Genomic DNA, 25893 nt, shown 5'->3' with positions numbered 1-25893 from the left:
CGCACCCGTCCCGTCGGTGGGAGTACGCGTGTCTTCCCCAGCAACAGAACGGCGCGTCCGTGCCGCCTCGCCGCCCGCGGCCGCCCCGGCCCGGCCCGGGGGCCGCACCCTCAGGAGCCGTCCGCCGCTCGCGCGCCGGCTCCGCGACAACTGGGTGATGCTCGCCCTGATGGCGCCCGGCCTGCTGTTCTTCGTCGTCTTCTTCTACGTCCCGATGCTCGGCAACATCGTCGCCTTCGAGGACTACCAGCCCTTCATCGGCTTCAAGGACAGCGCCCTCGTCGGCCTCGCCAACTTCCAGGAACTCTTCGCGGATCCGGCCTTCTGGGAGTCCGTCCGCAACACCCTCGCCTTCGCCGCCCTCCAGCTCGTCTTCTTCTTCCCCGCCCCGCTGGCCCTCGCCCTGCTCCTCAACAGCCTGGTCTCCAGCCGCGTGAAGAAGTTCGTGCAGAGCGTCGTCTACCTGCCGCACTTCATCTCCTGGGTGCTGGTCGTCGCCCTGTTCCAGCAGGTCCTCGGCGGCGCGGGCCTCGTCTCCAACTTCCTGCGCGACCACGGCTTCTCGGCCCTCGACGTGATGACCGACCCGCACGCCTTCCCGCTGCTGATCACCTCCCAGGTCATCTGGAAGGACATCGGCTGGGGCATGATCATCTACCTCGCGGCGCTCGCCAACGTCGACCAGAGCCTCTACGAGTCCGCCGCCGTCGACGGCGCGAACCGCTGGCGCCGCATGTGGCACGTGACGCTGCCCGCCGTCCGCAGCGTCACGATCATGCTGCTCGTGCTGCGGCTCGGCGACGTCCTGTCCGTCGGCTTCGAGCAGTTCCTGCTCCAGCGCGACGCGGTCGGCGCCCGCGCCGCCGAGGTCCTCGACACGTACGTCTACTACCACGGCGTCGTCTACGGCGACTGGGGCGTCGGCGCCGCCGCGGGCCTCGTCAAGGGTGTCGTCGGCGCCCTCATGATCTGGGGCGCCAACAAGCTCGCCCACGCCTTCGGAGAGCAAGGGGTGTACAGCAAGTGACCTTCTCCCTCCCCCTGTTGAAGCCCCGGCCCGAGGACGCGCGCCCCGCCTGGGAGGAGCCCCCGAGCCCGCTCGGCAAGAGCGCCAAGGCCGTCGTCCTCACCGTCATCTGCGCCGTGATGATCCTGCCGTTCCTCACGGTCCTGTCCACGAGCCTCGCCTCCCGCGAGGAGATCACCGCGTCCGGCGGCTTCGTCCTCTTCCCGACGGACCCCACCTTCGAGGCGTACTCCACGATCCTGTCCGGCGGCCTCGTCACCCGGGCCGTCCTCGTCAGCATCGGCATCACCGTCGTCGGCACGACCCTCTCGCTCCTGACGACCGTCGGCCTCGCCTACGCCCTGTCCAAGCGCGGCGTCCCCGGCAGCAGGCCGGTCCTGCTCATGGTCCTGTTCACGCTGCTGTTCGCGCCCGGCATGATCCCCATGTACGTCCTGGTCAAGGAACTCGGACTGCGGGACTCGTACTGGTCGCTGATCCTGCCCGGCCTGATCAACGCCTTCAACCTCGTCGTCATGCGGGCCTTCTTCATGAACATCCCCGAGGAGCTCTACCAGGCCGCCCGCATCGACGGCGCCGGCGACTGGCGCGTCCTCACCCGCATCGTCATGCCGCTGTCCAAGGGCGTCATCGCCGTCGTCGGCCTCTTCTACGCCGTCACGTACTGGAACGCCTTCTTCAACGCGATGCTCTACCTCGACGACTCCGGCAAGTGGCCCATCCAGGTCGTGCTCCGCAGTTACGTGGTCCAGGGCAAGGCCATCACCTCCGACCAGCTGGGCGTGACCCACATGGCGCCGCCGCAGTCCATCTCCATGGCCGTCGTCATGCTCGCGCTGCTGCCGATCCTGCTGCTCTTCCCCTTCCTGCAGAAGTACTTCAGCAAGGGCGTGCTCACCGGCGCGATCAAGGGCTGACCCGGCCCGCGATCCAGGGCCGGCCCCGCCCCCCTGCCCGTACCTCCCGTTCCCCGAACCCGTGTGGAGTCGATCATGAGCACCGGTGTGTCCCGACGCCGTTTCCTCGGCCTGAGCACCGCCGTCGCGGCGGGCGCCGCCTCCTCCTTCCTCACCGGCTGCGGAAGCTCCACCGCCGGCAAGGGCGAGGCCGCCTCCGCCAAGGTCAAACTGCCCACCTACGTCCCCTTCACCGGCGTCAAGCCCGACCTGCCGCCCAACGCCAAGGGCCTGTCCGCCGGCTTCCTCTCCTACCCGAAGGAGCTCGTCCAGAGCGTCGCGAAGGTCCCCGGCGACGGCTCCAAGGTCTCGATGCTCACCGAGATCTGGGTCCAGCCCCCGCTGCCCAAGGGCTCCAACGCCCATTGGAGGCAGGTGAGTTCGAAGCTCGGCGTCGACCTCTCCGCGATCCTCGGCACCGACCCCGGCTACGAGGAGAAGTTCCCCGCGATCGTCGCCGGCGGCGACCTCCCCGACCTCATGTGGATCCCGCCCAACCAGGGCCTGCAGCACATCGCGCAGCTCCTGGATTCCAAGATGGCCGACATCACGGAGTACGTGTCCGGCGACGCGGTCAAGGACTACCCGAACCTCGCCAACATGACCCCGGCGCACTGGAAGACCGCCGTCGTGGGCGGCAGGATCTGGGGCGCTCCCAGCCCCTACCCGGCCCTCGGCCAGGTCTACGGCGGCAACCCGAAGATCTGGGCGAAGGCCGACGGCTTCTCGGCGAAGAGCACCGAGGAGTTCATGGACAAGTGCAAGGAGGTCACCGGCGGCAACACCTGGGCCCTCGAACCGATCTACGGCAACGCGGTGAGCGTCCTCAGCCAGTGCTACGGCGCACCCAACAAGTGGGGCCGCGACAAGAGCGGCAAGGTCACTTTCTGGATGGAGTCCGAGCAGTACCTCGAAGCGCTCAACTTCGTCGTCAAGCTCAAGAAGGCGGGCGTCTTCTACCCCGGCGACCCCAAGATGGCCGACGCCTACCTCAAGCTCGCCCAGGGCCGCATCGGCGCCTGCGTCTACGCCAACCCGACCGGCGCCCGCAAGGACACCCGGACCAACGACCCGGCCCTCGCCGCCGAGGTCCTCATCCCCTTCGACGCCGACGGCGCCAAGGCCAACGCGCACTACCACGCGTTCGGCACCATCGGATACACGGCGATCAAGAAGGGCAGCGAGAAGCGCGTCCGGATGATGCTGGAGATCCTGAACTACCTCGCCGCGCCCTACGGCACCAAGGAGCGCGAGTTCCTGGAGTTCGGCGCCGAGGGCAGCGACTTCACCTACGACGACAAGGGCTTCCCGCAGCGCACCAAGAAGGGCAAGCAGGAGGTCGAGGGCCTGTGGAGCGGCCTGGCCACCGCCACCACGGCCCCCTTCGCCCTCGCCCCGTCCGTCTTCCCCGGCAGCCACGGCGTCCAGGACGTCAAGGACATGTACGGGGTCGAGCAGGAACTCCTGCGCACGGCCGTCCAGAACGCGACGATCGGCCACTACTCGGACGCGTACACCGAGCACTACGGACGCCTGTCGACCGAGGCGAACGACCTGGTCAACGACATCGTCGCCGGGCGCCGGAAGATCAGCGAGTGGAAGCCGTTCTGGACGGAGTGGGGCCCCAAGGGACTCGACAAGATGAAGCAGGAGTTCCAGAAGTCCCTCGAGGCCGGTGAGGCGTGAGCTGACTAGGTCTCGGTGCGGTTCAGCTCGGACCTCTTGTACGAGTACCCGAAGTAGATGACGAGCCCGATCACGAACCAGACGGCGAACCGCACCCACGTCTGCCATTCCAGGAACGTGATCAGCCAGATCGAGAAGACGACCCCGATCGCGGGCACGAACGGCATGCCCGGCGTGCGGAAGGTGCGCGGCAGCTCCGGCTGCCGGTACCGCAGCACGATCACCGCGATGCACACCACGACGAACGCCAGCAGGATGCCGATGTTGGTCAGCTCGGCCGCCTCGCCGATCGGCAGGAACCCGGCGATGGCGGCCGACGCGAACCCGACGATCCACGTCACCCGCGTCGGCACGTGCCGCGTCGGGTGCGTCTTCGCGAACCACTTCGGCAGCAGCCCGTCGCGCGACATCGAGAACCACACGCGCGTCACACCCAGCATGAACGTGAACATCACGGTGAGGATGCCGATGATCGCGCCGACCGCGATCACGTCCGCGAGCCCGCTCAGACCGACCGACTTGAACGCCGTCGAGAAGCCGCTCTCCGGGTCGATGTCCTTGTAGTCCTGCATGCCCGTCAGCACCAGACAGGCGAGCACGTACAGCACCATTGAGATGGCCAGCGAGTACAGGATCGCCTTCGGCATGTGCCGCTGCGCGTCCTTCGACTCCTCGGCCGCCGTCGACATCGCGTCGTAGCCGAACACGGCGAAGAACACCGTCGCCGCTCCCGTGAACGCCCCGCTCACCCCGAACGGGAAGAACGGCGTGTAGTTCCCCGTGTCGATGTGGAAGAAGCCCACCGCGATCACCACGACCACCACGAGCACCTTCAGCACCACGACGACCGTCTCGAACCGGGCCGCGTTCTTGATGCCGAGCGTGAGCAGGTACGCGATCAGCAGACACAGCAGCGCCGCGAACAGGTCGACCTTGTGCCCGTCACCGGTACCGGGCGCGCCCAGCATCCACTTGGGCAGCTCGAGCCCCATCTCGCCCAGCAGGAAGCTGAAGTACCCCGAGATGCCGATCGCGACCACCGCCACGATCGCCGTGTACTCCAGGAGCAGGTCCCAGCCGATGAACCAGCCCACCAGCTCGCCGAGCACCGCGTACCCGTACGTGTACGCGGACCCGGCCTTCGGGATCAGGCCGGCGAACTCGGCGTACGACAGGGCGGCCGCCGCGCTCGCCACCCCCGCGATGAGGAACGAGATCAGCACGGCGGGACCGGCCTTCTCGTTCGCGACCGTGCCTGCGAGCGTGAAGATGCCCGCGCCGATGATGCCGCCCACGCCGATCGCGGTGAGCTGTGTCAGACCGAGCGTGCGGGTCAGTTGTGCCGACTCGCCACCCGCCCCGGACTCCGTGTCCTCGATCTGTTCGATGGGCTTGCGGCGCAGTACGCCCTGTCCCATCCGTAGTTTGGCCATGGGGTTCACCTCTTCGCAGGTGCGACGGCTGACGGCCGCTCATGATGCACCTGCGGGGGCGTGTTCGGAAGAAGGCACGCCCCGGCCCGCGCCCCTGGTTCTACGGGACCACGGTCACCGGCCAGCGCCCCGCCTTCACCAGACGCACCGCCACCGAGCCGATGATCCGGTGCCCCGCCTGCTCGGACGCCCCGACGACCACCGCGTCCGCCGTCAGCTTGTCGGCCGCGGTGACCAGGCCGTTGTACGGATCGCCGCGGAAGGTGTGGAACTCCCAGCGCAGGTCGTATATGCCCTTCGCCCGCTCCACGCCCGCGCGGATCTCGGCGATGAGCCCCTCCGCGACCTCGTCGGTCACCTCGCCGACCGGCACCCCGAGGGCGGTCCCGGCCGCCATCACGGGCTGCACGTACACGACGGCGAGCAGGGCGTTCTGCCGGCGGGCCAGACCGGCGGCGTAGGCGGCGGCGCGGAAGGAGGAGTCCGAGCCGTCCATGCCGACGACGATCACCTTCGGGCCGTCCGTGCCGCGTTCGAACTGTGGGGGCTGCTGTTCGTTCACGCCGAGAGGCTAGCCGAAAGTCCCTGGTGGGCGCACCGGTCGGACGGCCCCGGCTGAACGGGTGCTTTCGCCCGGGCCCGCAGGTGTCGCGGGGCCCGCCCGGCGGGGCGCGTGCGAGGCATTAAGCATGAAAACAGATCACGACACCGCAGCGCCGGCCCGGCACCCGTCCTCGGGCCGGCGCACCTTCCTGCGCGGGTTCACCGCCGTCGCCGTGGCCGCCCTCACCGGCTGCTCCGCGACCGACCGCGCGGGCGGCCCGGCGGGCGCGAGCCCGAGCGCGGCCCCGGCCGCCGGTGCCCCCGCGGCCCGGCCCCTCGCGCCCTCCGCCTACCGGCTGCGGCCGCTCAGCGGGTACGGGCCCCAGCGCGCGGCCCCGCAGCGCCTGGCGGTCCGTCGCGCGCCCCTGCTCAGCATGGACTTCGGGCCGGACGAACGGGCCATGGTGCTCACCTTCGACGACGGCCCCGACCCGCGGTTCACCCCCGAGATCCTGCGCACCCTGCGCCGCCACCAGGTGCGGGCCATGTTCTTCGTGTGCGGCGAGATGGCCGTCGAGAACAAGGACCTGCTGCGCGAGATGGCCGACGACGGCCACGTCATCGGCAACCACACCTGGACGCATCCGCTGCTGACGAAGCTGACCCGCGCGCGCATGCGCCCCGAGATCGAGCGCACCTGCGAGGTCGTCCACGGCGCGACCGGCGAGGCACCCGCCTGGTTCCGCGCCCCCTACGGCGCCTGGAACCGCTCCGCGTTCCGCCTCGGCGCCGAGCTCGGCATGGAGCCGCTCGCCTGGACCGTGGACAGCCTCGACTGGACCACGCCGGGCACCCGCACGATCGTCTCCCGGGTGCTGGGCGGCGCCGCGCCCGGCGTCGTGGTCCTCAACCACGACGCCGGCGGCGACCGCGCGCAGAGCGTCGCCGCCCTGCACAGGTATCTGCCCCGGCTGCTCGACGACGGCTACCGCCTGACCGTGCCGCGCCGCCGGGGCCTGTGAGCCGACCTGGTGTCCGTGTGCTCGGTGTGCGCTCAGCGCACGGACACCAGGCGGGCGAAGACCACGACGTTCCCGTCGTAGCCGTTCTGCTTCGAGAAACCGCCGCCGCAGGTGATGACCCGCAGCTCAGGGGTGCCGGTCGGGCCGTAGACCTTCTCGCCCGGGAAGTTCGCCTTCTCGAACACCTCGATCCCGTACACCTCGAAGACGGCGGTCTTGCCGTCCCGGCGCAGCACCTCGACGTGGTTGCCCTTCTTCACGGAGCCGAGCCCGTAGAACACGGCCGGGCCCTGCAGGTTGTCGACATGGCCGACCACGATGGCCGTGCCCTGCTCACCGGGCGAGACCGAGCCCGTGAACTGGCCCGCGAGGTTCGGGTCCTGCGGCGGTGGCGCGTCGACCCAGCCCTCCGCGTCCAGGCCGACCGGGGTGACCGGCGCGTCCACCCGGATCGCCGGGATGCGCACCCGGTCCGCCATCGAGAACGGCAGCGGCTGCGGGGCGCCCGCGGACTTGAGTGCCGCGGGGATCCGGGTGTCCGCCGCGGCGGCCGGCGCGGGCTGCGGCGGTCCGACCTCGAACTCTCCCGAACCGTTGCGGATCAGCGCCAGACCGGTGAGCAGCACCAGCGCTATCACGCCCCACGGGGCTCGCTTCCTGGGTCGCTCCTCTTCGGCGAAGGCTGGCTTGAACATTCGCTCATCCCCTCTGGACCCGGCGGCGAGACCGTGTCCGTTGCGCGTACCAGAACGCTAAGTCGAGTGCGCACGACGGGCGACGGGGCGAGGGCGAACGGGTGGCGGCCCGCCGGACGGGGCGGCCCCGGTGCGCCATCCGAGTTCTCCCGCACAGGATTTTTCTGACGGTGTGTGACCTGCGGGATTGTCTGCTTGTACGGATTTCCTTCGGCGTGTCGCCTCACCAGGACGGCCGATCCCCGAAATGCGGTGCCGCGCACGGCATCTGAGGGTTCGTCTGGGAGGCGTTCTCGCCGAAATTCCCGGGGACCGTTCCCCGGGGACGTCTTCCGCGGAGGATTTCCATGCGTACCACCCGTGCTCTGGCGGTGTCCGCCGTCGCCGTCGCCGCCGTAGGTCTCGCCGCCCCCGCCGCGTCCGCCTGGTCCGACCCGACGCCGTCCAACATCACGGCCACGCCGAGCGTCATCCCGCGCGGCGGGGAGCTGACCATCACGGTCGACTCGACCAAGTGCCAGGAGGGCGGCACCGCTTCGTCGAACGCGTTCGACACCACCAGCTTCACCCGGTCCACGGGCAGCACCGCGACCGCCACCGCGCGCATCAAGCACGACGCCACGCCCGGCGCGCACGACATCACCGTCTCCTGCGGCGGTTCGACCGTGACCAAGCCGGCCGCGTTCACCGTCATCAACGGTGGCGTCCGCGGTGGTCTCGGCGGTTCCACCGAGACCGGCGCCACTCGCACCGACATGGCGATCGGCGGCGGCCTCGTGGCCGTCGCGCTGGTCGGCGGCGGAGTCTTCTGGATGCGCCGCCGCGCCGAGAACCGCGTCTGATCCGGCGCGGCGGGCCCCGGCCCCTTCACGGGGCCCGCCGCGTGAGGCCGCGAAAGGCCGGTGCCCCGCGGACCGTCATGGTCCGCGGGGCACCGGCCTTTCGCGCGGGTGTCTCAGGCGCCGTCGTCGCCCGTGCGGCGCCGGGCGAGGTGGTACGCCGTGGCCAGCGACCCCAGGATCAGGACCGAGCCGAGGCCGATCGCCTTCATGTCGAGACCGCCGAGGCTGCCGCCGACACCGGCCCGCACGCCGTGCCCGTGGTGGATCGGCTCGGGCGTGGGCTCGACGGGTCTGCCGCCCGCGACCGTCAGATGAATGGTGCGCGTCGGGCCGCGCTTGCACGAGAACGTGACGGGATAGACGGCGCCCGGCTTGGCGTCCCAGTCGACCGTCGCGCTGGCCGAGCCGCCGCCCTTGCCGATGGAGACCGTGTCGAAGATCCCGGCGGTGACCTCGGTGCGGCGCTCGCAGCCGTGCGAGGTGAGCGTGATCTGCCCGCCGGCGGCGACCGTCGTGGGCGTGACACCGACCCGGAAGGTGTCGGAGTCGCCCGCCGCGGCCGGTACGGCCGTCAGCGACAGGGCGGTCAGACAGAGAGCGGCGGCCGAAGCGGTACGTATCGCGCGCATGGGAGATCCTCCGGGTCCGCGAGGGGCAGCCGCGGACCGGTTCCGCGTACTACGGGGGACAAGCACCTCGCTGCCCGAAACGCTAGGGACACGCCGTGCGGCGCGCGATCGGTGTCGTACGAACGGGGCAACGCGTGTGGGCCGGTCAGGGGAGGTCGGCGCGGGCTGACGGCCCGTCGGTCCCCTCCGCGTGCCACACGTGCGGACCCGCGCCGCGCCACTCCACGAGGTGCGGGTCGTCCAGCGTCGTGTCCGCCTCGCCGAGCCCGGCCCGCCGCAGCAGCTCCGTCAGATCCCGGTCGCTGTGGGCCAGCCCCACCGGACGCCCGCGCACGGTGACGTGCCGGCCGCCCTCCGGCGCGGGCGGGTGGACGACGATGGGGGTCTGCCATGCGGTCATGCCCCCAGAGTGCTGGAGCCGGCGCCGGGCCGCAGCCCGGAGCCGCCTCAACCGGCGCCGGGGAACAGCATCAGGAACGGGTCGGCCGTCGCCGCGACCCCCCGGCTGTAGGGGGCGTCGAAGTCCCAGATGAGGAACAGCAGGAACGCGAACAGCGCGGAGAACAGCCCGGCGAGGATCAGTTCGCGCGGAGTGCGCCGGATCTGCAGCACGAAGATCATGCCGATGGTGACGAGCCCGCCGACGATCAGACCGAACCAGACGACCCCCGGCATCGTCGCCCCGATCGCGTCCGCCCGGGCGTTACGGGCGTCGTCGGCCGCCGTCACCTGGTCGAGCAGCGGCTGATAGGCCTGCGCCTCGAAGTCGTCGCGCGGCTTGTAGTCGGTGACGTCGTGCCGCACCCGGTCGAGCAGTTCGGTGCCGCGGTCGGTCAGCTCACCCTTGGTCCGCATCGCGTGCCACTCGGTCGTCACGACATGGCTGACATACGTGTCGACATCCGCGCGGATCCGGGCGCGTACGTCCGCCGGGTACACCCGGACCCGTTCGTGGACCTCGTGCAGGGCCTGGGCCTCGTTGCGCACGTGGTCCTGGGCCGCGCTGCGCGCCTCCCAGACCCCGGCGATGGCCAGACCCAGGACGATCGCGTACACCACGCCGATCATCATCGTCATGTACTCGATGACGTCGGGGGTCTCCGACGGGTCGTCGTCGTCCCCGATCCGGCGCTGCTGCAGCACCTGGACGACGAGGACCACGGCGCACACCGCGATCATCGCGAGGGCGAGTACAAGCCATTCCGACATCTCTTGTCTCCACAGAGGTCAGCGGGGGCGGAGCGCGGCGACCGCGAGCACGGCGGGCGCGGTGATGAGCAGGGTGAGCGTCACGAGCGAGGGACCGCCGCTCGGCGGCGCGCGGTGCGCCTTCGGGCGGTAGGCCGGGTAGTGCACGGGCGTCGGGCTCGGCTTCGGCGGCGCCGACCGGGGCGGGGGTGGCTTGGGCTTGGGCTTGGGTACGGGCTTCGGCGGCGGAGGTGGCGGCGGAGGTGGCGGCGGTGGGGGAGCGGGCTCGGGAGCATGGGTCGTCGGAGGGGGAGGCGGTGGTGGTGGCGGCGGTGGCGGTGGCGGAGGAGGGGGCGGCGGGGGAGGTGGGGGAGGTGGGGGTTTGGGCGTGGGCTTCGGCGGTGGTTTCGGTGGAGGCGGGGTCGGTGACGGGCTGCACTGCGCGCCGTCGCCCGCGACCGCGACGGCGCCGCCTTCCGCGCCGCCGTCGACGGACGCCCATGCGCACGCGTCGGCCGGGGCCAGCGCCACCGCGCTCGCGGGCGCGCCGCACAGCCAGGCCGTCACGAGGACCGCCAGGGCGCGGGTGACCAGGGCCGATCCGGCCCGCTTCGTTCGATGCACGACGGTGATCCTGGGCAGCGTCCGGCACGGACACGCCCGGGTCGGGCGCGAATACTCCGATCGTGGGGCGCGGGGGCGCACGAGGTTTACGGGCCGTGCCGTCCCCCGTAGGAGTCAGAAATCTCGCGCCGCGTTGAACACACCCCCCGGCGCCGCCCGTACCCACGGTCATGCGCGGACCCGACCGGTTCCGGGCAACACCCAGAAGATCAGCGGGAGTTGACGATGAAGACCTCCTGGCGCAGCGCCTCGTTCGTGGCGATGGCCGCGGCTCTGCTGGCCCTGACGACGGCGTGCGGTCAGGACCAGGCCGGCGCGAGCGGCACCAGCCAGAACGTGGGCGACGCGGCGCCCGCCCAGGGCGGTTACGGGGCAGGCTCGGACGGATACGGCTCCGACGGATACGGCTCGTCGGGGGACACAGCCGCCAAGGCCGAGTCCGCGGGGCAGCTCGCCGTCTGGGACAGCAAGAAGCTCGGCAGCGTCGTCACCGACAGCGCCGGATTCACCCTGTACCGCTTCGACAAGGACACCGCGCAGCCACCGCAGTCGAACTGCGACGCCGCGTGCCTCAAGGCCTGGCCGGCCGTACCCGCGGACGGCGCGAAGGCGGCGCCCGGCGTCGACGCCTCCCTGCTCGGCGAGGTCACCGCCGCCGACGGCACCAAGCAGCTCACCCTCGACGGCTGGCCCGTGTACCGCTACGCCAAGGACGCCAAGCCGGGCGACGCCAAGGGGCAGGGTGTGGGCGGCGTCTGGTACGCGGCGGCGCCCGACGGCAAGAAGGCGAGCCCCGCCGCGGCCGCACGCCCCGCGGACCTCAAGGGCCTTTCCACCCGCAAGGACCCGAAGCTCGGCGAGATCGTCGTCGACCGGAACGGCATGACCGTCTACCGCTTCCTCAAGGACTCGGCCTGGCCCATCAAGTCGAACTGCGCCGGGGCCTGCGCCGAGAAGTGGCCCGCCGTCACACCGGTCGCCAAGAACGACACCGACGGCATTCCGCTCAAGGGATACATGACCTTCGACCGACCCGACGGCACGAAGCAGCAGACCCTGAACTGCTGGCCGGTCTACACGTTTTCCGGCGACAAGAAGCCGGGTGACACCAACGGGCAGGGGGTGGGCGGCACTTGGTACGCGGCGGCCCCGGACGGAAAGCCGGTCGGCGCCCCGAAGTGACCTTCGGGGCAGGGCCCGTGCGCTCCGCGAGCGGCGCACAGTAGAGTCGGCGGGGATTTGACGAAACGCCGGTCCGTTCCTCCATGACCAGTGAAGGTCATGTGCGGGGAACGGGCCGGTTCCTTTTGGGTTGGGAAAGCGATGGTTTCAGGGTGATTTCGGGCCCTGTGCAATTGGCACGTGCCGCAGGCAGTGACCGAGAACGGACGGTCAATTTCCGTTTTGACTCGCTCCTTTGGCACCTGATCAGTAGCCTCAGCTCGAACACCGGCTCGCCTACGCCTTGGAGAGATTGATGGAGCGTCCTGCCTGGGCCCCGCAGGGCATCGACATCTCGGTGCCCAGTGTGTCCCGGATATACGACTACTACCTGGGCGGTTCGCACAACTTCGAGGTGGACCGGGAAGCCGCGCGCAAGGCCATGGAGTTCATGCCGGGCCTGCCCAAGATCATGCAGGCGAACCGGGCGTTCATGCGGCGGGCCGTGCGCCACGCCGTCGACGAGGGCATCACCCAGTTCCTCGACATCGGCTCCGGCATCCCCACGTTCGGCAACGTCCACGAGGTGGCGCAGAAGGCGAGCCCCGGCGCCCGCGTGGTCTACGTCGACCACGACCCGGTCGCCGTCGCGCACAGCCGCGCGGTCCTGGAGGGCAACGCGGACACCGCCGTCCTCTCCGCCGACCTGCGCAAGCCGCGCGACATCCTGGCGAGCGCCGAGGTGCGCGGGCTGCTCGACCTCGACCGGCCCGTCGCCCTGCTGCTCGTCGCCGTCCTGCACTTCATCGAGGACGCCGACGACCCGTACAGCGCGGTCACCGAGCTCGCCGAGGCGCTGGCCCCCGGCAGCATGCTCGTGGTGACCCACGCCTCCTACGAGGGGATGCCCATCTCGCAGGAGCAGGCGGGCGGCACCGTCGGCGTCTACCGGGACACCGTGCGCAATCCGCTGATCATGCGCAGCCCCGCCGAGATCGGCCGCTTCTTCGACGGGTTCCGGATCGTCGAGCCCGGCATCGTGCCGATGCCCGTCTGGCGGCCCGAGACGGCGCCGGAGGACGAGGACCCGTACACGTTCGCGGGCTATGTGGGAGTGGGGCGCAAGGCGTGAGGGAAGAGCCGGGCGGACCGGAGGACAGACTGCGCAGGTTCGCCACCATCTGGAGCCGGGCCATCTACCCGGTGACGGCGACCTCGCTGACGCGGCCCGAGTTCGAGGACGAACTCGCGCCGCTCGCGCACGCCCTGCGCGAGGCGCTCGCCGCACGCACCCTGGACGCCTCGCGCGCCAGGGCCGTCGGCGCGGGCCTCGTCGAGGCCCACTGCACGGACCCGGACGCGCTCAGCCGCACCCTGGACGTGGTCGAGGCCTACCTGGTCCTCTACTGCGGCGAGGAGGCGGACACCCCGGGCCGCGAGGACGACCTGCGCGCCCGCTGCTCCCGCATCCAGCACGAGATGGCCGCCGGCTTCGCGGCCGCGCTGCGCGAGCGGACCCGCGTCGAGCAGGAGGCCATCTCACGGGCCGCGCTCGACGCCCGCAGCGCCGTCGCCGAAGCGCTGCACGCGAGCGAGGCCCGCTTCCGCGCGGTGTTCCACGGCGCCGCCATCGGCATCGGCATCGCCTCCCTCGACGGCACGGTCCTCGAGGTCAACGACGCGCTGGTGCGCATGTTCGGCGGCAGCGAGAGCATGCTGCGCGGGCGCAACACCACCGAGTGGACGCACCCCGAGGACGCCCCGCAGGTCTGGCACCTCTACCACGAACTGGTGCGCGGCGAGCGCGAGCACTACCGCGTCGAGAAGGCCTTCCAGCGGCCCGACGGCACCGCCCTGTGGACCAATCTGACGGTGTCGCTGCTGCGCGACGCCGACGGCGTCCCCCAGTACCAGCTCGCGCTGATGGAGGACACCACCGAGCGCCGGCTGCTCAACCTGCGCCTGCGCTACGAGGCCACCCACGACGCGCTCACCGGACTGCCCAACCGCACCCTCTTCTTCGAACGCCTGGAGAAGGTGCTCAGCGCCGGCGAGGGCGCCCGCTTCGGCCTGTGCTACCTCGACCTCGACGGCTTCAAGACCGTCAACGACAGCCTCGGCCACGCCGTCGGCGACCGGCTCCTCGTCGAGGTCGCCGACCGGCTCCAGGGCTGCGCCACCGCGCCCGGCGAGATGGTCGCCCGGCTCGGCGGCGACGAGTTCGTCGCCCTCACCACGGGCCCGGACACCCGGACCGAGGTCGACGAGCTCGCGGGCCGCATCATGCACGCGCTCGCCACCCCGATCCGCATCGACGGCCGCGAACTCTCGGTGCGCGGCTCCATCGGCATCGTCGAGGGCCCGGCCGCCGAGCGCAGCGCCGCCGAGGTGCTGCGCAGCGCCGACATCACCATGTACCGGGCCAAGTCCGCGGGCGGCAACCGCTTCGAGCTCGCCGACCCCGAGGCCGACGCGCGCGCCATCACCCGGCACGGGCTCACCACCGCGCTGCCGGCCGCGCTGGACCGCGGCGAGTTCTTCATCGAGTACCAGCCGCTCGTGCACCTCGGCGACGGCAGTGTGCGCGGCGCCGAGGCGCTCGTACGGTGGCTGCACCCGCAGCACGGGGTGCTCGGGCCCGACCGGTTCATCCCGCTCGCCGAGCACACCGGGCTCATCGTGCCGCTCGGCCGCTGGGTCCTGGAGGAGTCCGTACGGCAGGCCCGCGTCTGGCAGGAGCGGCACGCGGAGGCGGGGCCGCTGCGCATCAACGTGAACCTGTCGCCGATGCAGCTCACGCACCCCGGGCTCGTCTCCGACACCGTCGACATCCTGGAACGGGCCGGGCTCGCACCGGGCGCACTGTGCCTGGAGGTGACCGAGTCGGCGCTCATCGGCGCGGACGACGACCTCCTCAAGCCGCTGCGCAGGCTCTCCGAGATGGGGGTCGACATAGCCCTGGACGACTTCGGCACGGGTTACTCGAACCTGGCGAACCTGCGGCGGCTGCCGGTGAACGTGCTCAAGCTGGACCGTTCCTTCACGCAGGGCATGCAGCAGTTCCCGGCGGATCCGGTCGACCTGAAGATCGTGGAGGGCATCGTCTCGCTCGCCCACAGCCTGGACCTCGCGGTCACGGTGGAGGGCGTCGAGACGGGGGCTCAGGCCGAGCAGTTGCGGGAGCTCGGCTGCGACACGGCGCAGGGCTGGTACTACGCGCGCCCCGGTCCGCCGGACCGGCTGCACGACTTGGCGCTGGCCGACGCCACGGGCTGACTCCGTCGGTTCGGCGGACTTCGTCTGCGGCCCGGTGGGGGCTGGTCGCGCAGTTCCCCGCGCCCCTAGAGGCGAACGGCTTCGCCGTTCAGCCTCTATCGGGGAAATGCGACCCGAAGGGTCTGCATTTCAGGGGCGCGGGGAACTGCGCGACCAGCCCCCACCGGGGCGCGGCCGACAACGAAACAGGGAGCCCCGAGCTCTCACTGGTCCCGCGCAAAGAGCAGGCGCTGAAGTTCCCGCGCAGCCCGCGGCGGCGCCACGTCCGACCGGTGCGCGAGCGCGATGGTCCGGTGCAACCCCGGCCGAGCCAAGGGCGTCACCCTGAGATCCGCCCCGGCCCGGGCCGCGACCATCCGCGGCACGACGGCCACCCCCAGCCCCGCCCGGACGAAACCCAGCACGGCATCCATCTCGCCCCCTTCCACCGCGAAATCCGGCTCGAACCCCTCCGCCCGGCACGCCGCGACGGTGAGCTCCCGCAGGTCGTACCCGTGCCGGAACATGACGAGCCGCTCACCCTCCAGGTCGGAGATCCGCACCGAGGCCCGCCCCCGCCCCGGCGCCGCCGCGTCCGGGGAGGACACCACGACGAGCTCCTCCCGCAGCAGCTCCACCGTCGTCAGCGCGGGCGCCGGCGCCGGCAGCGGCAGGACGACCAGGGCCAGATCCAGCGCCCCGCGGGCCAGTTCCCGTACGAGGTCGTGCGAGCCGGACTCCTCGATGAGCAGCTGGATGCCGGGGTAGCGGTCGTGGAAGGCGCGCAGCACGTCCGGCAGCAGGCCCGTGCACAGGGAGGGCGTCGCCCCCAGCCGCACCCGGCCCCGCTTGAGCTGCGCCAGCTCCTGCACCTCGTGCCGCGCCGTGTCCGCGTCCGCGAGGATGCGCCGGGCCAGCGGCAGCAGTGCCTCACCGGCGTCGGTCAGCGTGATGTTCCCCCGCGCCCGCAGGAACAGGTCGACGCCGAGCTCCCGCTCGAGGGCGCGGATCTGCTGGGACAGCGAGGGCTGCGCCACGTGCACGTGCTCGGCGGCACGGGTGAAGTGCCGGGTCTCGGCGACCGCGACGAAGTACTGGAGCTGCTGGAGCTGCATGGATCCCAGGATAGTTCCCTGGATAGGCAATGCCTATGGAAATGAGGCGGACCATGTCTTGGACCGATCGGGTCCTCGGCCCCTACCGTCAGTGACATGGCTCTGGCAACACGGACGGACCGACGGCCGTCGACGACGCGCACGCTCTGGGACAGCACCGTCGGCAAGAAGACCGTGATGGCGGTCAGCGGCATCGTCATGCTGCTGTACCTGGTCGCCCACATGATCGGGAACCTCAAGATCTTCTTCGGCCCCGAGGAGATCAACCACTACGCGGTGTGGCTGCGCACCATGGGCGCCCCGGTCCTCCACCACGAGTGGGGCCTGTGGCTCGTGCGCGTCGTCCTGGTCGTCGCCGTCGTCGCCCACGCGACCTCCGCCTACCAGCTCAGCCGCCGCGGCATCAAGGCGCGCCCGAGCAAGTACGTCCACAAGAAGGCCCGCGCGAGCTACGCCACCCGCACCATGCGCTGGGGCGGCATCATCCTCGGCCTGTTCATCGTGTGGCACATCCTCGACCTGACGACCGGCACCGTGCACCCGGGCGGCTACGAGCACCTCCACCCGTACCAGAACATCATCGACACGTTCTCGACCTGGTGGAGCAACGTCGTCTACATCGTCGCCGTGGTCGCCCTCGGCTTCCACGTCCAGCACGGGTTCTGGAGCGCCGCGCAGACCCTCGGCGTCGGCAGCCGTACCCGCGACCGCGTCCTGAAGACCACGGGCAACGTCCTCGCCGTACTGCTCACCGCCGGCTTCGTCGCCGTGCCCGTGGGCGTCATGACCGGATTGGTGAGCTGAAGACATGAGCACCTACGCGGACTACGCGACCGGCGCGCCGGTCGTCGACACCAAGGCGCCGGCCGGGCCCGTCGAGGAGCGCTGGGACAAGCGCCGCTTCGAGGCCAAGCTGGTCAACCCCGCCAACCGCCGCAAGCACACCGTCATCGTCGTCGGCACCGGCCTCGCCGGCGGCTCCGCGGGCGCCACACTCGCCGAACAGGGCTACCACGTCGTCCAGTTCTGCTTCCAGGACTCGCCGCGCCGCGCCCACTCCATCGCCGCGCAGGGCGGCATCAACGCCGCGAAGAACTACCGCAACGACGGCGACTCCATCCACCGGCTCTTCTACGACACGGTCAAGGGCGGCGACTTCCGCGCCCGCGAGTCGAACGTGCGGCGCCTCGCCCAGATCTCCGTCGAGATCATCGACCAGTGCGTCGCCCAGGGCGTGCCCTTCGCCCGCGAGTACGGCGGCCTCCTCGACACCCGCTCCTTCGGCGGCGTCCAGGTGTCGCGTACGTTCTACGCCCGCGGGCAGACGGGTCAGCAGCTCCTGCTCGGCGCCTACCAGGCGCTCAGCCGGCAGGTCGCCGCGGGGAACATCGAACTGCACCCGCGCACCGAGATGCTCGACCTGATCGTCGTCGACGGCAAGGCCCGCGGCATCGTCGCCCGCGACCTCGTCACCGGGAAGATCGACACGTACTTCGCGGACGCCGTCGTCCTCGCCTCCGGCGGCTACGGCAACGTCTTCTACCTGTCGACGAACGCGATGAACAGCAACGCCACCGCGATCTGGCGGGCCCACCGGCGCGGCGCCCACTTCGCCAACCCCTGCTTCACCCAGATCCACCCCACCTGCATCCCGCGCACCGGCGACCACCAGTCCAAGCTGACCCTGATGAGCGAGTCGCTGCGCAACGACGGCCGCATCTGGGTCCCGAAGGCCAAGGGCGACACCCGCCCCGTGCACCAGATCCCCGAGGACGAGCGCGACTACTACCTGGAGCGCATCTACCCGTCCTTCGGCAACCTCGTCCCGCGCGACATCGCCTCCCGCGCCGCGAAGAACGTGTGCGACGAGGGCAGGGGAGTGGGCCCCGGCGGCCAGGGCGTCTACCTCGACTTCGCCGACGCCATCGCCCGAATGGGCCGGAAGGCCGTCGAGGCCAAGTACGGCAACCTCTTCGACATGTACCAGCGGATCACCGACGAGGACCCGTACCAGGTGCCCATGCGCATCTACCCCGCCGTGCACTACACGATGGGCGGCCTGTGGGTCGACTACGACCTCCAGACCTCCGTCCCCGGCCTGTTCGCGATCGGCGAGGCCAACTTCTCCGACCACGGCGCGAACCGGCTCGGCGCCTCCGCGCTGATGCAGGGCCTCGCCGACGGCTACTTCGTCCTGCCGGCCACCATCAACGACTACCTCGCCCGCCACCCGCACGAGGAGCAGCTCGACGCCGACCACCCGGCGGCGCAGGAGGTCCTCGCCGAGACCGAGGACCGCATCAACCTGCTGCTCGCCGTCGACGGCGACCGCACCCCCGACTCCTTCCACCGCGAACTCGGCGAACTCATGTGGGAGTTCTGCGGCATGGCCCGCACCGAGGAGGGCCTGCGCAAGGCCCTCGACCGGATCCCGCAGATCCGGGAGGAGTTCTGGCGCCGCATCAAGGTGCCCGGCAGCGGCGAGGAGTTCAACCAGTCCCTGGAGAAGGCGAACCGCATCGTCGACTACCTGGAGCTCGCCGAGCTCATGTGCCTCGACGCCCTGCACCGCGCCGAGTCCTGCGGCGGCCACTTCCGCGAGGAGTCCCAGACGCCCGACGGCGAGGCCGCCCGCCGCGACGAGGAGTTCTCCTACGCCGCCGCCTGGGAGTTCACCGGCACCGGCACCGCGCCGGTGCTCCACAAGGAAGACCTCGTCTTCGAGTACGTCCACCCCACCCAGCGGAGCTACGCATGAAGCTCACCCTGCGCGTCTGGCGCCAGAAGAACGCCGACGCCGAAGGCGCCATGTCCACGTACGAGGTCGACGGGATCTCCCAGGACATGTCGTTCCTGGAGATGCTCGACACCCTCAACGAGGAACTCATCGTCAAGGGCGACGACCCCGTCGCCTTCGACCACGACTGCCGCGAGGGCATCTGCGGCGCCTGCAGCCTCGTGATCAACGGCGACGCCCACGGACCCGAGCGCACCACCACCTGCCAGCTGCACATGCGGTCCTTCCAGGACGGCGACACGATCGACATCGAGCCGTGGCGCGCCTCCGCCTTCCCGGTCGTCAAGGACCTGGTCGTCGACCGCTCGGCCTTCGACCGGATCATCCAGGCCGGCGGCTACGTCACGGCCCCGACCGGCGCCGCCCCCGAGGCGCACGCCACCCCGGTGCCCAAGCCCGACGCCGACTTCGCCTTCGAGCACGCCGAGTGCATCGGCTGCGGCGCCTGCGTCGCCGCCTGCCCGAACGGCGCGGCGATGCTCTTCACCTCGGCGAAGATCAACCACCTCAACGTCCTGCCGCAGGGCGCCCCCGAGCGCGAGACCCGCGTCCTGGACATGGTGGCGCAGATGGACGACGAGGGCTTCGGCGGCTGCACGCTCACCGGCGAGTGCGCCACCGCCTGCCCGAAGGGCATCCCGCTCTTCTCCATCACCAGCATGAACAAGGAGTGGCTGCGCGCCAACCGCAAGGTCGGCCGCTGACCCTCGCGGCAACGCACAGAACGTCCCGCGAACAGCGCGGGGTGGGCGGGACCGGTTGTGGTGCTCAACCCCCGGTCCCGTCATCGCGTTGCCCCCGGAAATCCCGGCGACGGCGCCGCCGCCCCGTCGGTACGCTGCGCGGATGATCACGCAGCACGGCCCGGCCCGCTACGAAGGGGACCTGGAGGCCCATCTCACCGTCGACGCCGGGGACGAGTCCGCCGTCGGACGCCTCGCCGACTGGGCCGCCGTGCACGAACTCGGCTTCACCCACATCCTCCTCGCCCGCGGCCGCCACCCCTCCCAGCCGATGGTGACCCTCCGCGGCCACGGCCACGCCGACGTCTGGATCCGCACGACGGTCGCCGGGACCGCGGCCGCCCTCGCGCACGCCGGCTTCCCGGTCCTGCGGACCAAGGTGGAGACGACCCCGTGGGCGTCCGGTGTCCCGCAGACCGACGCCGAGGCCCAACTCGCCCCGCGACACCTCCACTTCGAGCACCACGTCAAGCTCCTGCTCCCGCCCGGCGATGACCTGGCCGCTCTCACCGCCCGGGTCGTCGCCCACGGCGCCCACCTCTCCCGCAACGCCCGCCGCATCAGACCCGATGGCATGCAGGAGCGCTTCGTGACCCAGCGCTGCCACGCGGTGGGCGCGAGAACGGCTCACCGCCGCCTGGAAGCACTGCTGACCGAGCTGCCCGCCGCCCAAGTGCTGGAGACAGAACGCGAGTACGTGGTCCACGACACCCACCTGGCCCTGGACGCGGGCTGGCTGGACCGCGCCCCTGAAGGCTGCGCGCAGCGCATGCCTTCAGGGGCGCGGGGAACTGCGCGACCAGCCCCCACCGGCCGGCAGCCCGCGACGAAACGACCGAACCCGAGCTCGACCGCCACCCGCCGAAGCGAAGGGCGTCCCACATGACCGACCCCTGGACCCGCGCCCTCACCCCGGGCGCCCCGATCCCCCACACCACCCCGACCGACAAACACACCCGCCCAGGCCACGCAGTGCCCCGCACGCTGCTCCCCGCCCCCGAGGGCCTGACCCAACCCGCGGTCTTCGACCCGGCACTGGCCCAGTACCCGTACGCCTACCGCGCGGGCGACCCCCGCTTCACCGACGCGGGAGAGGCAACCGCCTGGTTCCGAGCCAGACGCACCGCCCTGGACCTTGTGCTGGCCGCCGTCGCCAGGACACCCCTCGGCGCCCGCCTCGTCCTGCGCGGCAGCGTCCTGATGGCGACCTGGTGCGGGGAGGACGCCCGCGAGCCCGGCGACCTGGACTTCGTCGCGCCCGAGGGATGGGCGTTCGAGGGCCCCGAGGCCGCCGGTCTGTTCCCGCAGATCGCCGCCGCGGCCGAGGCAGAGGCCGCCGCCTGGCCCGGCTCCCTGGTGTGGGTCGACGCGGCCGGAGCGGTCACCGAGGACATCTGGACGTACGACCGGGTGCCGGGACACCGGCTCCTGCTGCCCTGGACCGCGCCCGGCACCGCCGGAGGCACCGTGCAGATCGACGTCGTGTACGACGAACCGCTCGCCGAGCCCGCCGTCCGCACGGCCCTGAACCCCCTCGGCGACGGCCCGCCCACCACCCTTCTGACCGTCACACCGGGCCTCTCCCTCGCCTGGAAGATCATGTGGCTGATGAGCGACATCCACCCGCAGGGCAAGGACCTGTACGACGCCGTGCTCCTCGCCGACCTGGGGCCCGTCGACTTCGACGTGCTGCGCGCCGCCTTCGTCCTGTCCGGCGACGAGGCCGTGCTGCCGGGCGGCCGCTGGTGGCTCAACGAGATCTACTTCGGCACGGACACCGGCTGGGAACACTTCCAGGGCGAGTACCCGCAGGTCACCGGCACCGTCGACGAGTACTACGCCCGGCTCGCCGCGGCCCTCGAACCGGTGATCGCTCGCGCCGAACAGGACGCGGACCTGCCCCCGTACGAGCGCTGGGCGCGCTGGCTGACCCCGCTCGTGGACCGGGTCCGCGCCACGGACCCGGCCGAACCCGCCCGCGCGCTGGGCCGGCTCGCCGGGGCGGGGAAGGCCGGGGCGCGGGCCGCCGTCGTGGTCGTGCGCGAGATCCTCGGCCGCGACACCGTCACCCTCGACGAGGCACTGGCCCTCGTCCTCTACGGCGACGAGCGCTGGAGCGGCTGGCGCGACCGCTCACACCTGTGGACGGGGGTGCTGGAGGGGCTCGGGTGACGCCGGGGTGCGCCGGGGCGAACGGATCGTCGATGACACGCCCCTGACGTACCGTCACACATTGCCGGTACCGTCGCCGCATGTACCCGGGAGCGTACGACCGAGCCAGGCCGGCCGTCGTCACGGCCGACGGCACCGTCACCCTCACCTACGGGCGCCTCGAGGAGAACTCGCTGCGCCTCGCCGACCATCTGCGCACCGCGGGCCTGCGCAGAGGCGACCATCTGGCCCTGCTGTCCGACAACGACCCGCGCGTCCTGGAGGTCTACTGGGCCGCACTGCGGTCCGGCCTCTACCTGACCGTCGTCAACCACCACCTCACCGCCGAGGAAGCCGCGTACATCGTGCGCGACTGCGGGGCGAGCGCCCTGATCGTCTCCGGGGCGCTCGACCCGACGGGCGACCGCGTCGAGGAGCTGGTGCCCGAGGTGCGGCACCGGCTCGGCTTCGACGACGGCAGCTACGACCGCGCCCTGGCCGCCGCGTCCGCGCGGCCGCCCGCCGTGCAGCCGCGCGGCGCCGACATGCTCTACTCCTCCGGCACAACGGGACGCCCCAAGGGCATCGAGCCCGACCTGCCCGAGGGCGACATCCGGACCGACCCGTCCACGTACCAACTGCTCTTCCAGCCCATGTACGGGTTCGACGAGGACACCGTCTATCTGTGCCCGGCGCCGCTCTACCACGCGGCGCCGCTGCGGTTCTGCTACACCGTCACCGCGACCGGCGGCACGGTCGTCCTGATGAAGGCCTTCGACGCGCGGGACGCGCTGGCCGCGATCGCACGGCACCGCGTCACCCACAGCCAGTGGGTGCCGACCATGTTCGTCCGCATGCTCAAGCTGCCCGACGAGGAACGCGCCGCGTACGACGTGTCGTCGATGAAGGTCGCGATCCACGCGGCCGCGCCCTGCCCCGTCGAGGTCAAGCGGCGGATGATGGACTGGTGGGGGCCCGTCCTGCACGAGTACTACGCGTCGACGGAGGCCAACGGGATCACCTTCATCAGCCCCGAGGAGTGGCTGGCGCGGCCCGGCTCGGTCGGGCGCGGCGGGCTCATGGGGGAGCTGCGGATCTGCGACGAGGCGGGGAAGGTGCTGCCGCCGGGGGAGACCGGCACGGTCTACTTCGAGCGCGAGGAGCTGCCCTTCCGCTACCACCACGACGACGGCCGCACCCGCGAGGCCCAGCACCCCGAGCACCCGAACTGGACCACGACCGGCGACATCGGCCACGTCGACGAGGACGGCTACCTCTACCTCACCGACCGCAGGGCCTTCACGATCATCTCCGGCGGGGTCAACATCTACCCGCAGGAGATCGAGGACTGCCTGGTGCTGCATCCGGCGGTCGCCGACGTCGCGGTCATCGGCGTGCCCGACGAGGAGATGGGGGAATCGGTCCACGCCTTCGTCCAGGCCGCCGAGGACGCCGCTGCCGGACCGGAGTTGGGGCGCGACCTCGTCGCGTACCTGCGGGACCGGATCGCGCACTACAAGGTGCCGCGCCAGGTCGCGTTCGTACCCGAGCTGCCGCGCACCGCGACCGGCAAACTCGCCAAGGGGGTGCTGCGGCGAGCGGTCGTGGACGCGGCCGGTCAGCCGCCCAGCGCCCGCGCCAGATAGGGCGCGGTGCGGCTGTCCGGCGCGGCCGCCACCGTCGCGGGCGGGCCCGCCACGACGATCCGCCCGCCCGCGTCACCGCCGCCGGGCCCCAGGTCCACGACCCAGTCGGCCCCGGCAACCACGCTCATGTCGTGCTCGACGACCACCACCGAGTTCCCCGCGTCGACGAGTCCGTGCAGCTGGCGCAGCAGCACCTCGACGTCCGCCGGGTGCAGTCCCGTCGTCGGCTCGTCCAGGAGGTACAGGGTGTGACCGCGCCGCACCCGCTGCAACTCACCGGCCAGCTTGATGCGCTGGGCCTCGCCGCCGGACAGCTCCGTCGCGGGCTGGCCGAGCCGCAGATAGCCGAGGCCGACCTCCCGCAGGGTCCGCAGACTGCGCAGGACCGCCGTCGCCGCCGTGTCGTCCGCGAAGAACTCCGCCGCCGCGTCCACCGTCAGGTCGAGCACCTCCGCGATGTTCCGCCCCCGGTAGGTGACTTCGAGGGTCGGCGGGTTGTAGCGGGCGCCCGCGCAGTCCGGGCACGGCGCGTACGTGCTCGGCAGGAACAGCAGCTCGACGCTGACGAAGCCCTCGCCCTGGCAGGTCTCGCAGCGCCCGCCGGCCACGTTGAACGAGAACCGGCCGACGCCGTACCGGCGGGCCTTCGCCTCGTCCGTGGCGGCGAACACCTTGCGCACGACGTCGAACAGGCCGGTGTACGTGGCCAGATTGGAGCGCGGGGTGCGCCCGATCGGCTTCTGGTCGACGACCACGAGCCGCCCCACGCCCTCCAGCTCCTCGGTGATCTCGCCGATGAGCGTCGACTTCCCGGACCCGGAGACGCCCGTCACCGCCGTGAACGCCCCGAGCGGGAGCTCGGCCGTGATGTCCCGCAGGTTGTGCCGTGTCACCGGCCCGATCTTCAACCAGCCGGTGGGTGTGCGGGCCTGACGTGGCGTCACCGGTGACTCGTCGAAGAGGAAGCGGGCCGTCGCCGACCCCTCGACCTCCCGCAGCGCCTCCACCGGGCCGCTGTGCAGCACCTGCCCGCCGTGCTCGCCCGCCAGCGGGCCGACGTCCACCAGCCAGTCCGCGCGGCGCATCACGTCCAGATGGTGCTCGACCACGAACACCGAGTTCCCCGCGTCCTTCAGCCGGTCGAGGACCGTCAGCAGGGACTCGGTGTCGGCGGGGTGGAGCCCGGCCGACGGCTCGTCGAGCACGTAGACGACGCCGAAGAGTCCCGACCTCAACTGCGTGGCCAGGCGGAGGCGTTGCAGCTCGCCCGCCGACAGGGTGGGCGTCGGCCGGTCCAGGCCCAGATAGCCGAGGCCCAGCTCGGTCACCGTGGCGATCCGGGCCCGCAGGTCCTCGGTCAGCACCCGCGCCGTCTCCGACATCCCCTCCGGGAGGTCGAGCAGCGCGGACAGTTCCGCCAGCGGCATCCGGGCCAGCTCCGCGATGGTGCGGCCCGCGAACGTGACCGCCAGCGCCTCCTTGCGCAGCCGCGCCCCGCCGCACACCGGGCACGGCTCGCTCTTCAGGAACTTCTCCGCCTTCGCCCGCAGGGTCGCGCTCTTGGAGTCCGCGAACGTCTTCATCACGTACCGGTCGGCGCTCATGTACGTGCCCTGGTACGGGCGCTGGATCCGGTCCGCGTCCCGCACCGGATGCACCGTCACCACCGGCTGCTCGTCCGTGAACAGGATCCAGTCCCGGTCCGCCTGCGGCAGCTCCCGCCAGGGCCGGTCCACGTCGTGGCCGAGCGTGTGGAGGATGTCCCGCAGGTTCTTGCCCTGCCAGGCGCCCGGCCAGGCCGCGACGGCGCCCTCGCGGACGGAGAGGGACGGATCGGGGACGAGCAGCTCCTCGGTCGTCCGGTGGATCAGGCCGAGGCCGTGACACTCCGGGCAGGCGCCCGCCGCCGTGTTCGAGGAGAACGCGTCGGAGTCCAGCCGCTCGGCGCCCTCCGGATAGTCGCCGGCCCGCGAGAACAGCATCCGCAGCGAGTTCGACAGCGTGGTGACCGTGCCGACGGAGGACCGGGAGGTGGGCGCGGAGCGGCTCTGCTGGAGCGACACCGCGGGCGGCAGCCCCGTGATCGAACCGACCCGCGGCGCCCCCACCTGGTGGATCAGCCGCCGCGCGTACGGGGCGACGGACTCGAAGTAGCGGCGCTGCGCCTCCGCGTACACCGTGCCGAACGCCAGCGAGGACTTGCCCGAGCCGGACACCCCGGTGAACACGGCGAGGACGTCGCGCGGGATGTCCACGTCGACCCCGCGCAGATTGTGCTCGCGGGCGCCCCGCACCCGGACGAATCCGTCGTGGCGGGGATCGGGCGGGGCGGCGTGCGGCATGGGCGGGACTCCGGTCGTACGTGCTGGTGCGGGTGGGA

The 25893-nt window shown here is 71.5% G+C and carries 23 protein-coding genes; 14 read left to right on the top strand and 9 right to left on the bottom strand.

The features are described 5' to 3' along the window. Positions 1-157: 157 nt before the first annotated feature. From ACIBTU_RS17590 to ACIBTU_RS17580, 3 genes are all read left to right on the top strand, one after another. A complete protein-coding gene (locus tag ACIBTU_RS17590; RefSeq protein WP_188341175.1) occupies positions 158-1027 on the top strand; it encodes a sugar ABC transporter permease in 870 nt (289 codons plus the stop codon). After that, complete coding sequence (locus tag ACIBTU_RS17585; RefSeq protein ID WP_399127126.1) at positions 1024-1944, top strand: carbohydrate ABC transporter permease; 921 nt, start codon at positions 1024-1026, stop codon at positions 1942-1944. Before ACIBTU_RS17590 ends, ACIBTU_RS17585 begins: the two co-directional genes overlap by 4 nt. A gap of 75 nt (positions 1945-2019) precedes the next feature. Next, positions 2020-3669, top strand: a complete 1650-nt coding sequence (locus ACIBTU_RS17580; protein WP_399127125.1) for a hypothetical protein — start codon at positions 2020-2022, stop codon at positions 3667-3669. A gap of 5 nt (positions 3670-3674) precedes the next feature. On the opposite strand, the gene ACIBTU_RS17575 is transcribed toward ACIBTU_RS17580, so the two are convergent. Continuing rightward, positions 3675-5102 carry an amino acid permease gene (locus ACIBTU_RS17575; protein WP_399127124.1) on the bottom strand — a complete coding sequence of 476 codons (1428 nt, stop codon included), beginning with the start codon at positions 5100-5102 and terminating at the stop codon, positions 3675-3677. Between the two features lie 100 nt (positions 5103-5202). Then, entirely contained in the window at positions 5203-5664 is a 462-nt protein-coding gene (locus ACIBTU_RS17570; protein ID WP_399127123.1) for a universal stress protein, read from the bottom strand. A 127-nt stretch (positions 5665-5791) separates the two neighbouring features. Here ACIBTU_RS17570 and ACIBTU_RS17565 point away from each other — a divergent pair, with 127 nt between their 5' ends. Then, a complete protein-coding gene (locus ACIBTU_RS17565; RefSeq protein WP_399127122.1) occupies positions 5792-6667 on the top strand; it encodes a polysaccharide deacetylase family protein in 876 nt (291 codons plus the stop codon). Between the two features lie 32 nt (positions 6668-6699). On the opposite strand, the gene ACIBTU_RS17560 is transcribed toward ACIBTU_RS17565, so the two are convergent. Beyond that, positions 6700-7362, bottom strand: coding sequence for a class F sortase (locus ACIBTU_RS17560; protein WP_399127121.1), 663 nt, complete (start codon positions 7360-7362; stop codon positions 6700-6702). Between the two features lie 347 nt (positions 7363-7709). Between ACIBTU_RS17560 and ACIBTU_RS17555 the strand changes: the two genes are divergently transcribed. Next, entirely contained in the window at positions 7710-8204 is a 495-nt protein-coding gene (locus tag ACIBTU_RS17555) for a hypothetical protein (protein WP_399127120.1), read from the top strand. 113 nt (positions 8205-8317) lie between these two features. On the opposite strand, the gene ACIBTU_RS17550 is transcribed toward ACIBTU_RS17555, so the two are convergent. The 4 genes from ACIBTU_RS17550 to ACIBTU_RS17535 form a co-directional block, all read right to left on the bottom strand. Next, entirely contained in the window at positions 8318-8833 is a 516-nt protein-coding gene (locus tag ACIBTU_RS17550; protein WP_399127118.1) for a hypothetical protein, read from the bottom strand. A gap of 145 nt (positions 8834-8978) precedes the next feature. Then, the gene (locus tag ACIBTU_RS17545; RefSeq protein WP_399127117.1) at positions 8979-9233 is read right to left on the bottom strand and encodes a hypothetical protein; all 255 of its coding nucleotides are present in this window, start codon (positions 9231-9233) and stop codon (positions 8979-8981) included. Between the two features lie 47 nt (positions 9234-9280). Continuing rightward, entirely contained in the window at positions 9281-10042 is a 762-nt protein-coding gene (locus tag ACIBTU_RS17540) for a hypothetical protein (protein WP_399127116.1), read from the bottom strand. A gap of 18 nt (positions 10043-10060) precedes the next feature. Beyond that, positions 10061-10189 carry a hypothetical protein gene (locus tag ACIBTU_RS17535; RefSeq protein WP_399127115.1) on the bottom strand — a complete coding sequence of 43 codons (129 nt, stop codon included), beginning with the start codon at positions 10187-10189 and terminating at the stop codon, positions 10061-10063. Positions 10190-10870: 681 nt separating this feature from the next. On the opposite strand from ACIBTU_RS17535, the gene ACIBTU_RS17530 reads away from it, so the two are divergent. The 3 genes from ACIBTU_RS17530 to ACIBTU_RS17520 all read left to right on the top strand — a co-directional run bounded on the left by ACIBTU_RS17530 (position 10871) and on the right by ACIBTU_RS17520 (position 15082). After that, positions 10871-11827, top strand: a complete 957-nt coding sequence (locus ACIBTU_RS17530; RefSeq protein ID WP_399127114.1) for an SCO0930 family lipoprotein — start codon at positions 10871-10873, stop codon at positions 11825-11827. Between the two features lie 295 nt (positions 11828-12122). Further along, a complete protein-coding gene (locus ACIBTU_RS17525; protein ID WP_399127113.1) occupies positions 12123-12938 on the top strand; it encodes an SAM-dependent methyltransferase in 816 nt (271 codons plus the stop codon). After that, on the top strand, positions 12935-15082 hold the full coding sequence (locus ACIBTU_RS17520; protein ID WP_399127111.1) for a putative bifunctional diguanylate cyclase/phosphodiesterase: 2148 nt from the start codon (positions 12935-12937) through the stop codon (positions 15080-15082). Before ACIBTU_RS17525 ends, ACIBTU_RS17520 begins: the two co-directional genes overlap by 4 nt. A gap of 203 nt (positions 15083-15285) precedes the next feature. Here ACIBTU_RS17520 and ACIBTU_RS17515 read toward each other — a convergent pair whose 3' ends face one another. Further along, on the bottom strand, positions 15286-16176 hold the full coding sequence (locus ACIBTU_RS17515) for a LysR family transcriptional regulator (RefSeq protein ID WP_399127110.1): 891 nt from the start codon (positions 16174-16176) through the stop codon (positions 15286-15288). 96 nt (positions 16177-16272) lie between these two features. Between ACIBTU_RS17515 and ACIBTU_RS17510 the strand changes: the two genes are divergently transcribed. From ACIBTU_RS17510 to ACIBTU_RS17485, 6 genes are all read left to right on the top strand, one after another. Beyond that, a complete protein-coding gene (locus ACIBTU_RS17510) occupies positions 16273-16980 on the top strand; it encodes a succinate dehydrogenase (protein ID WP_399127109.1) in 708 nt (235 codons plus the stop codon). A gap of 4 nt (positions 16981-16984) precedes the next feature. Continuing rightward, positions 16985-18934 carry a fumarate reductase/succinate dehydrogenase flavoprotein subunit gene (locus ACIBTU_RS17505; RefSeq protein ID WP_399127108.1) on the top strand — a complete coding sequence of 650 codons (1950 nt, stop codon included), beginning with the start codon at positions 16985-16987 and terminating at the stop codon, positions 18932-18934. Continuing rightward, entirely contained in the window at positions 18931-19677 is a 747-nt protein-coding gene (locus ACIBTU_RS17500) for a succinate dehydrogenase/fumarate reductase iron-sulfur subunit (RefSeq protein ID WP_399127106.1), read from the top strand. The genes ACIBTU_RS17505 and ACIBTU_RS17500 overlap by 4 nt, the downstream gene beginning before the upstream one ends. Positions 19678-19819: 142 nt before the next feature. After that, entirely contained in the window at positions 19820-20602 is a 783-nt protein-coding gene (locus tag ACIBTU_RS17495; protein ID WP_399127104.1) for a hypothetical protein, read from the top strand. Beyond that, positions 20599-21888 carry a nucleotidyl transferase AbiEii/AbiGii toxin family protein gene (locus tag ACIBTU_RS17490; protein ID WP_399127103.1) on the top strand — a complete coding sequence of 430 codons (1290 nt, stop codon included), beginning with the start codon at positions 20599-20601 and terminating at the stop codon, positions 21886-21888. Before ACIBTU_RS17495 ends, ACIBTU_RS17490 begins: the two co-directional genes overlap by 4 nt. Before the next feature lie 80 nt (positions 21889-21968). Then, a complete protein-coding gene (locus tag ACIBTU_RS17485) occupies positions 21969-23513 on the top strand; it encodes an acyl-CoA synthetase (protein ID WP_399127102.1) in 1545 nt (514 codons plus the stop codon). Here ACIBTU_RS17485 and ACIBTU_RS17480 read toward each other — a convergent pair. Beyond that, positions 23486-25855 carry an ATP-binding cassette domain-containing protein gene (locus tag ACIBTU_RS17480; protein WP_399127101.1) on the bottom strand — a complete coding sequence of 790 codons (2370 nt, stop codon included), beginning with the start codon at positions 25853-25855 and terminating at the stop codon, positions 23486-23488. The two genes, ACIBTU_RS17485 and ACIBTU_RS17480, sit on opposite strands and share 28 nt — an antisense overlap. Positions 25856-25893 lie beyond the last annotated feature (38 nt).

The organism is Streptomyces sp. NPDC050145 (assembly GCF_044460245.1).
Lineage (GTDB): Bacteria > Actinomycetota > Actinomycetes > Streptomycetales > Streptomycetaceae > Streptomyces.
This window is presented reverse-complemented; position numbering and strand designations above follow the sequence as displayed.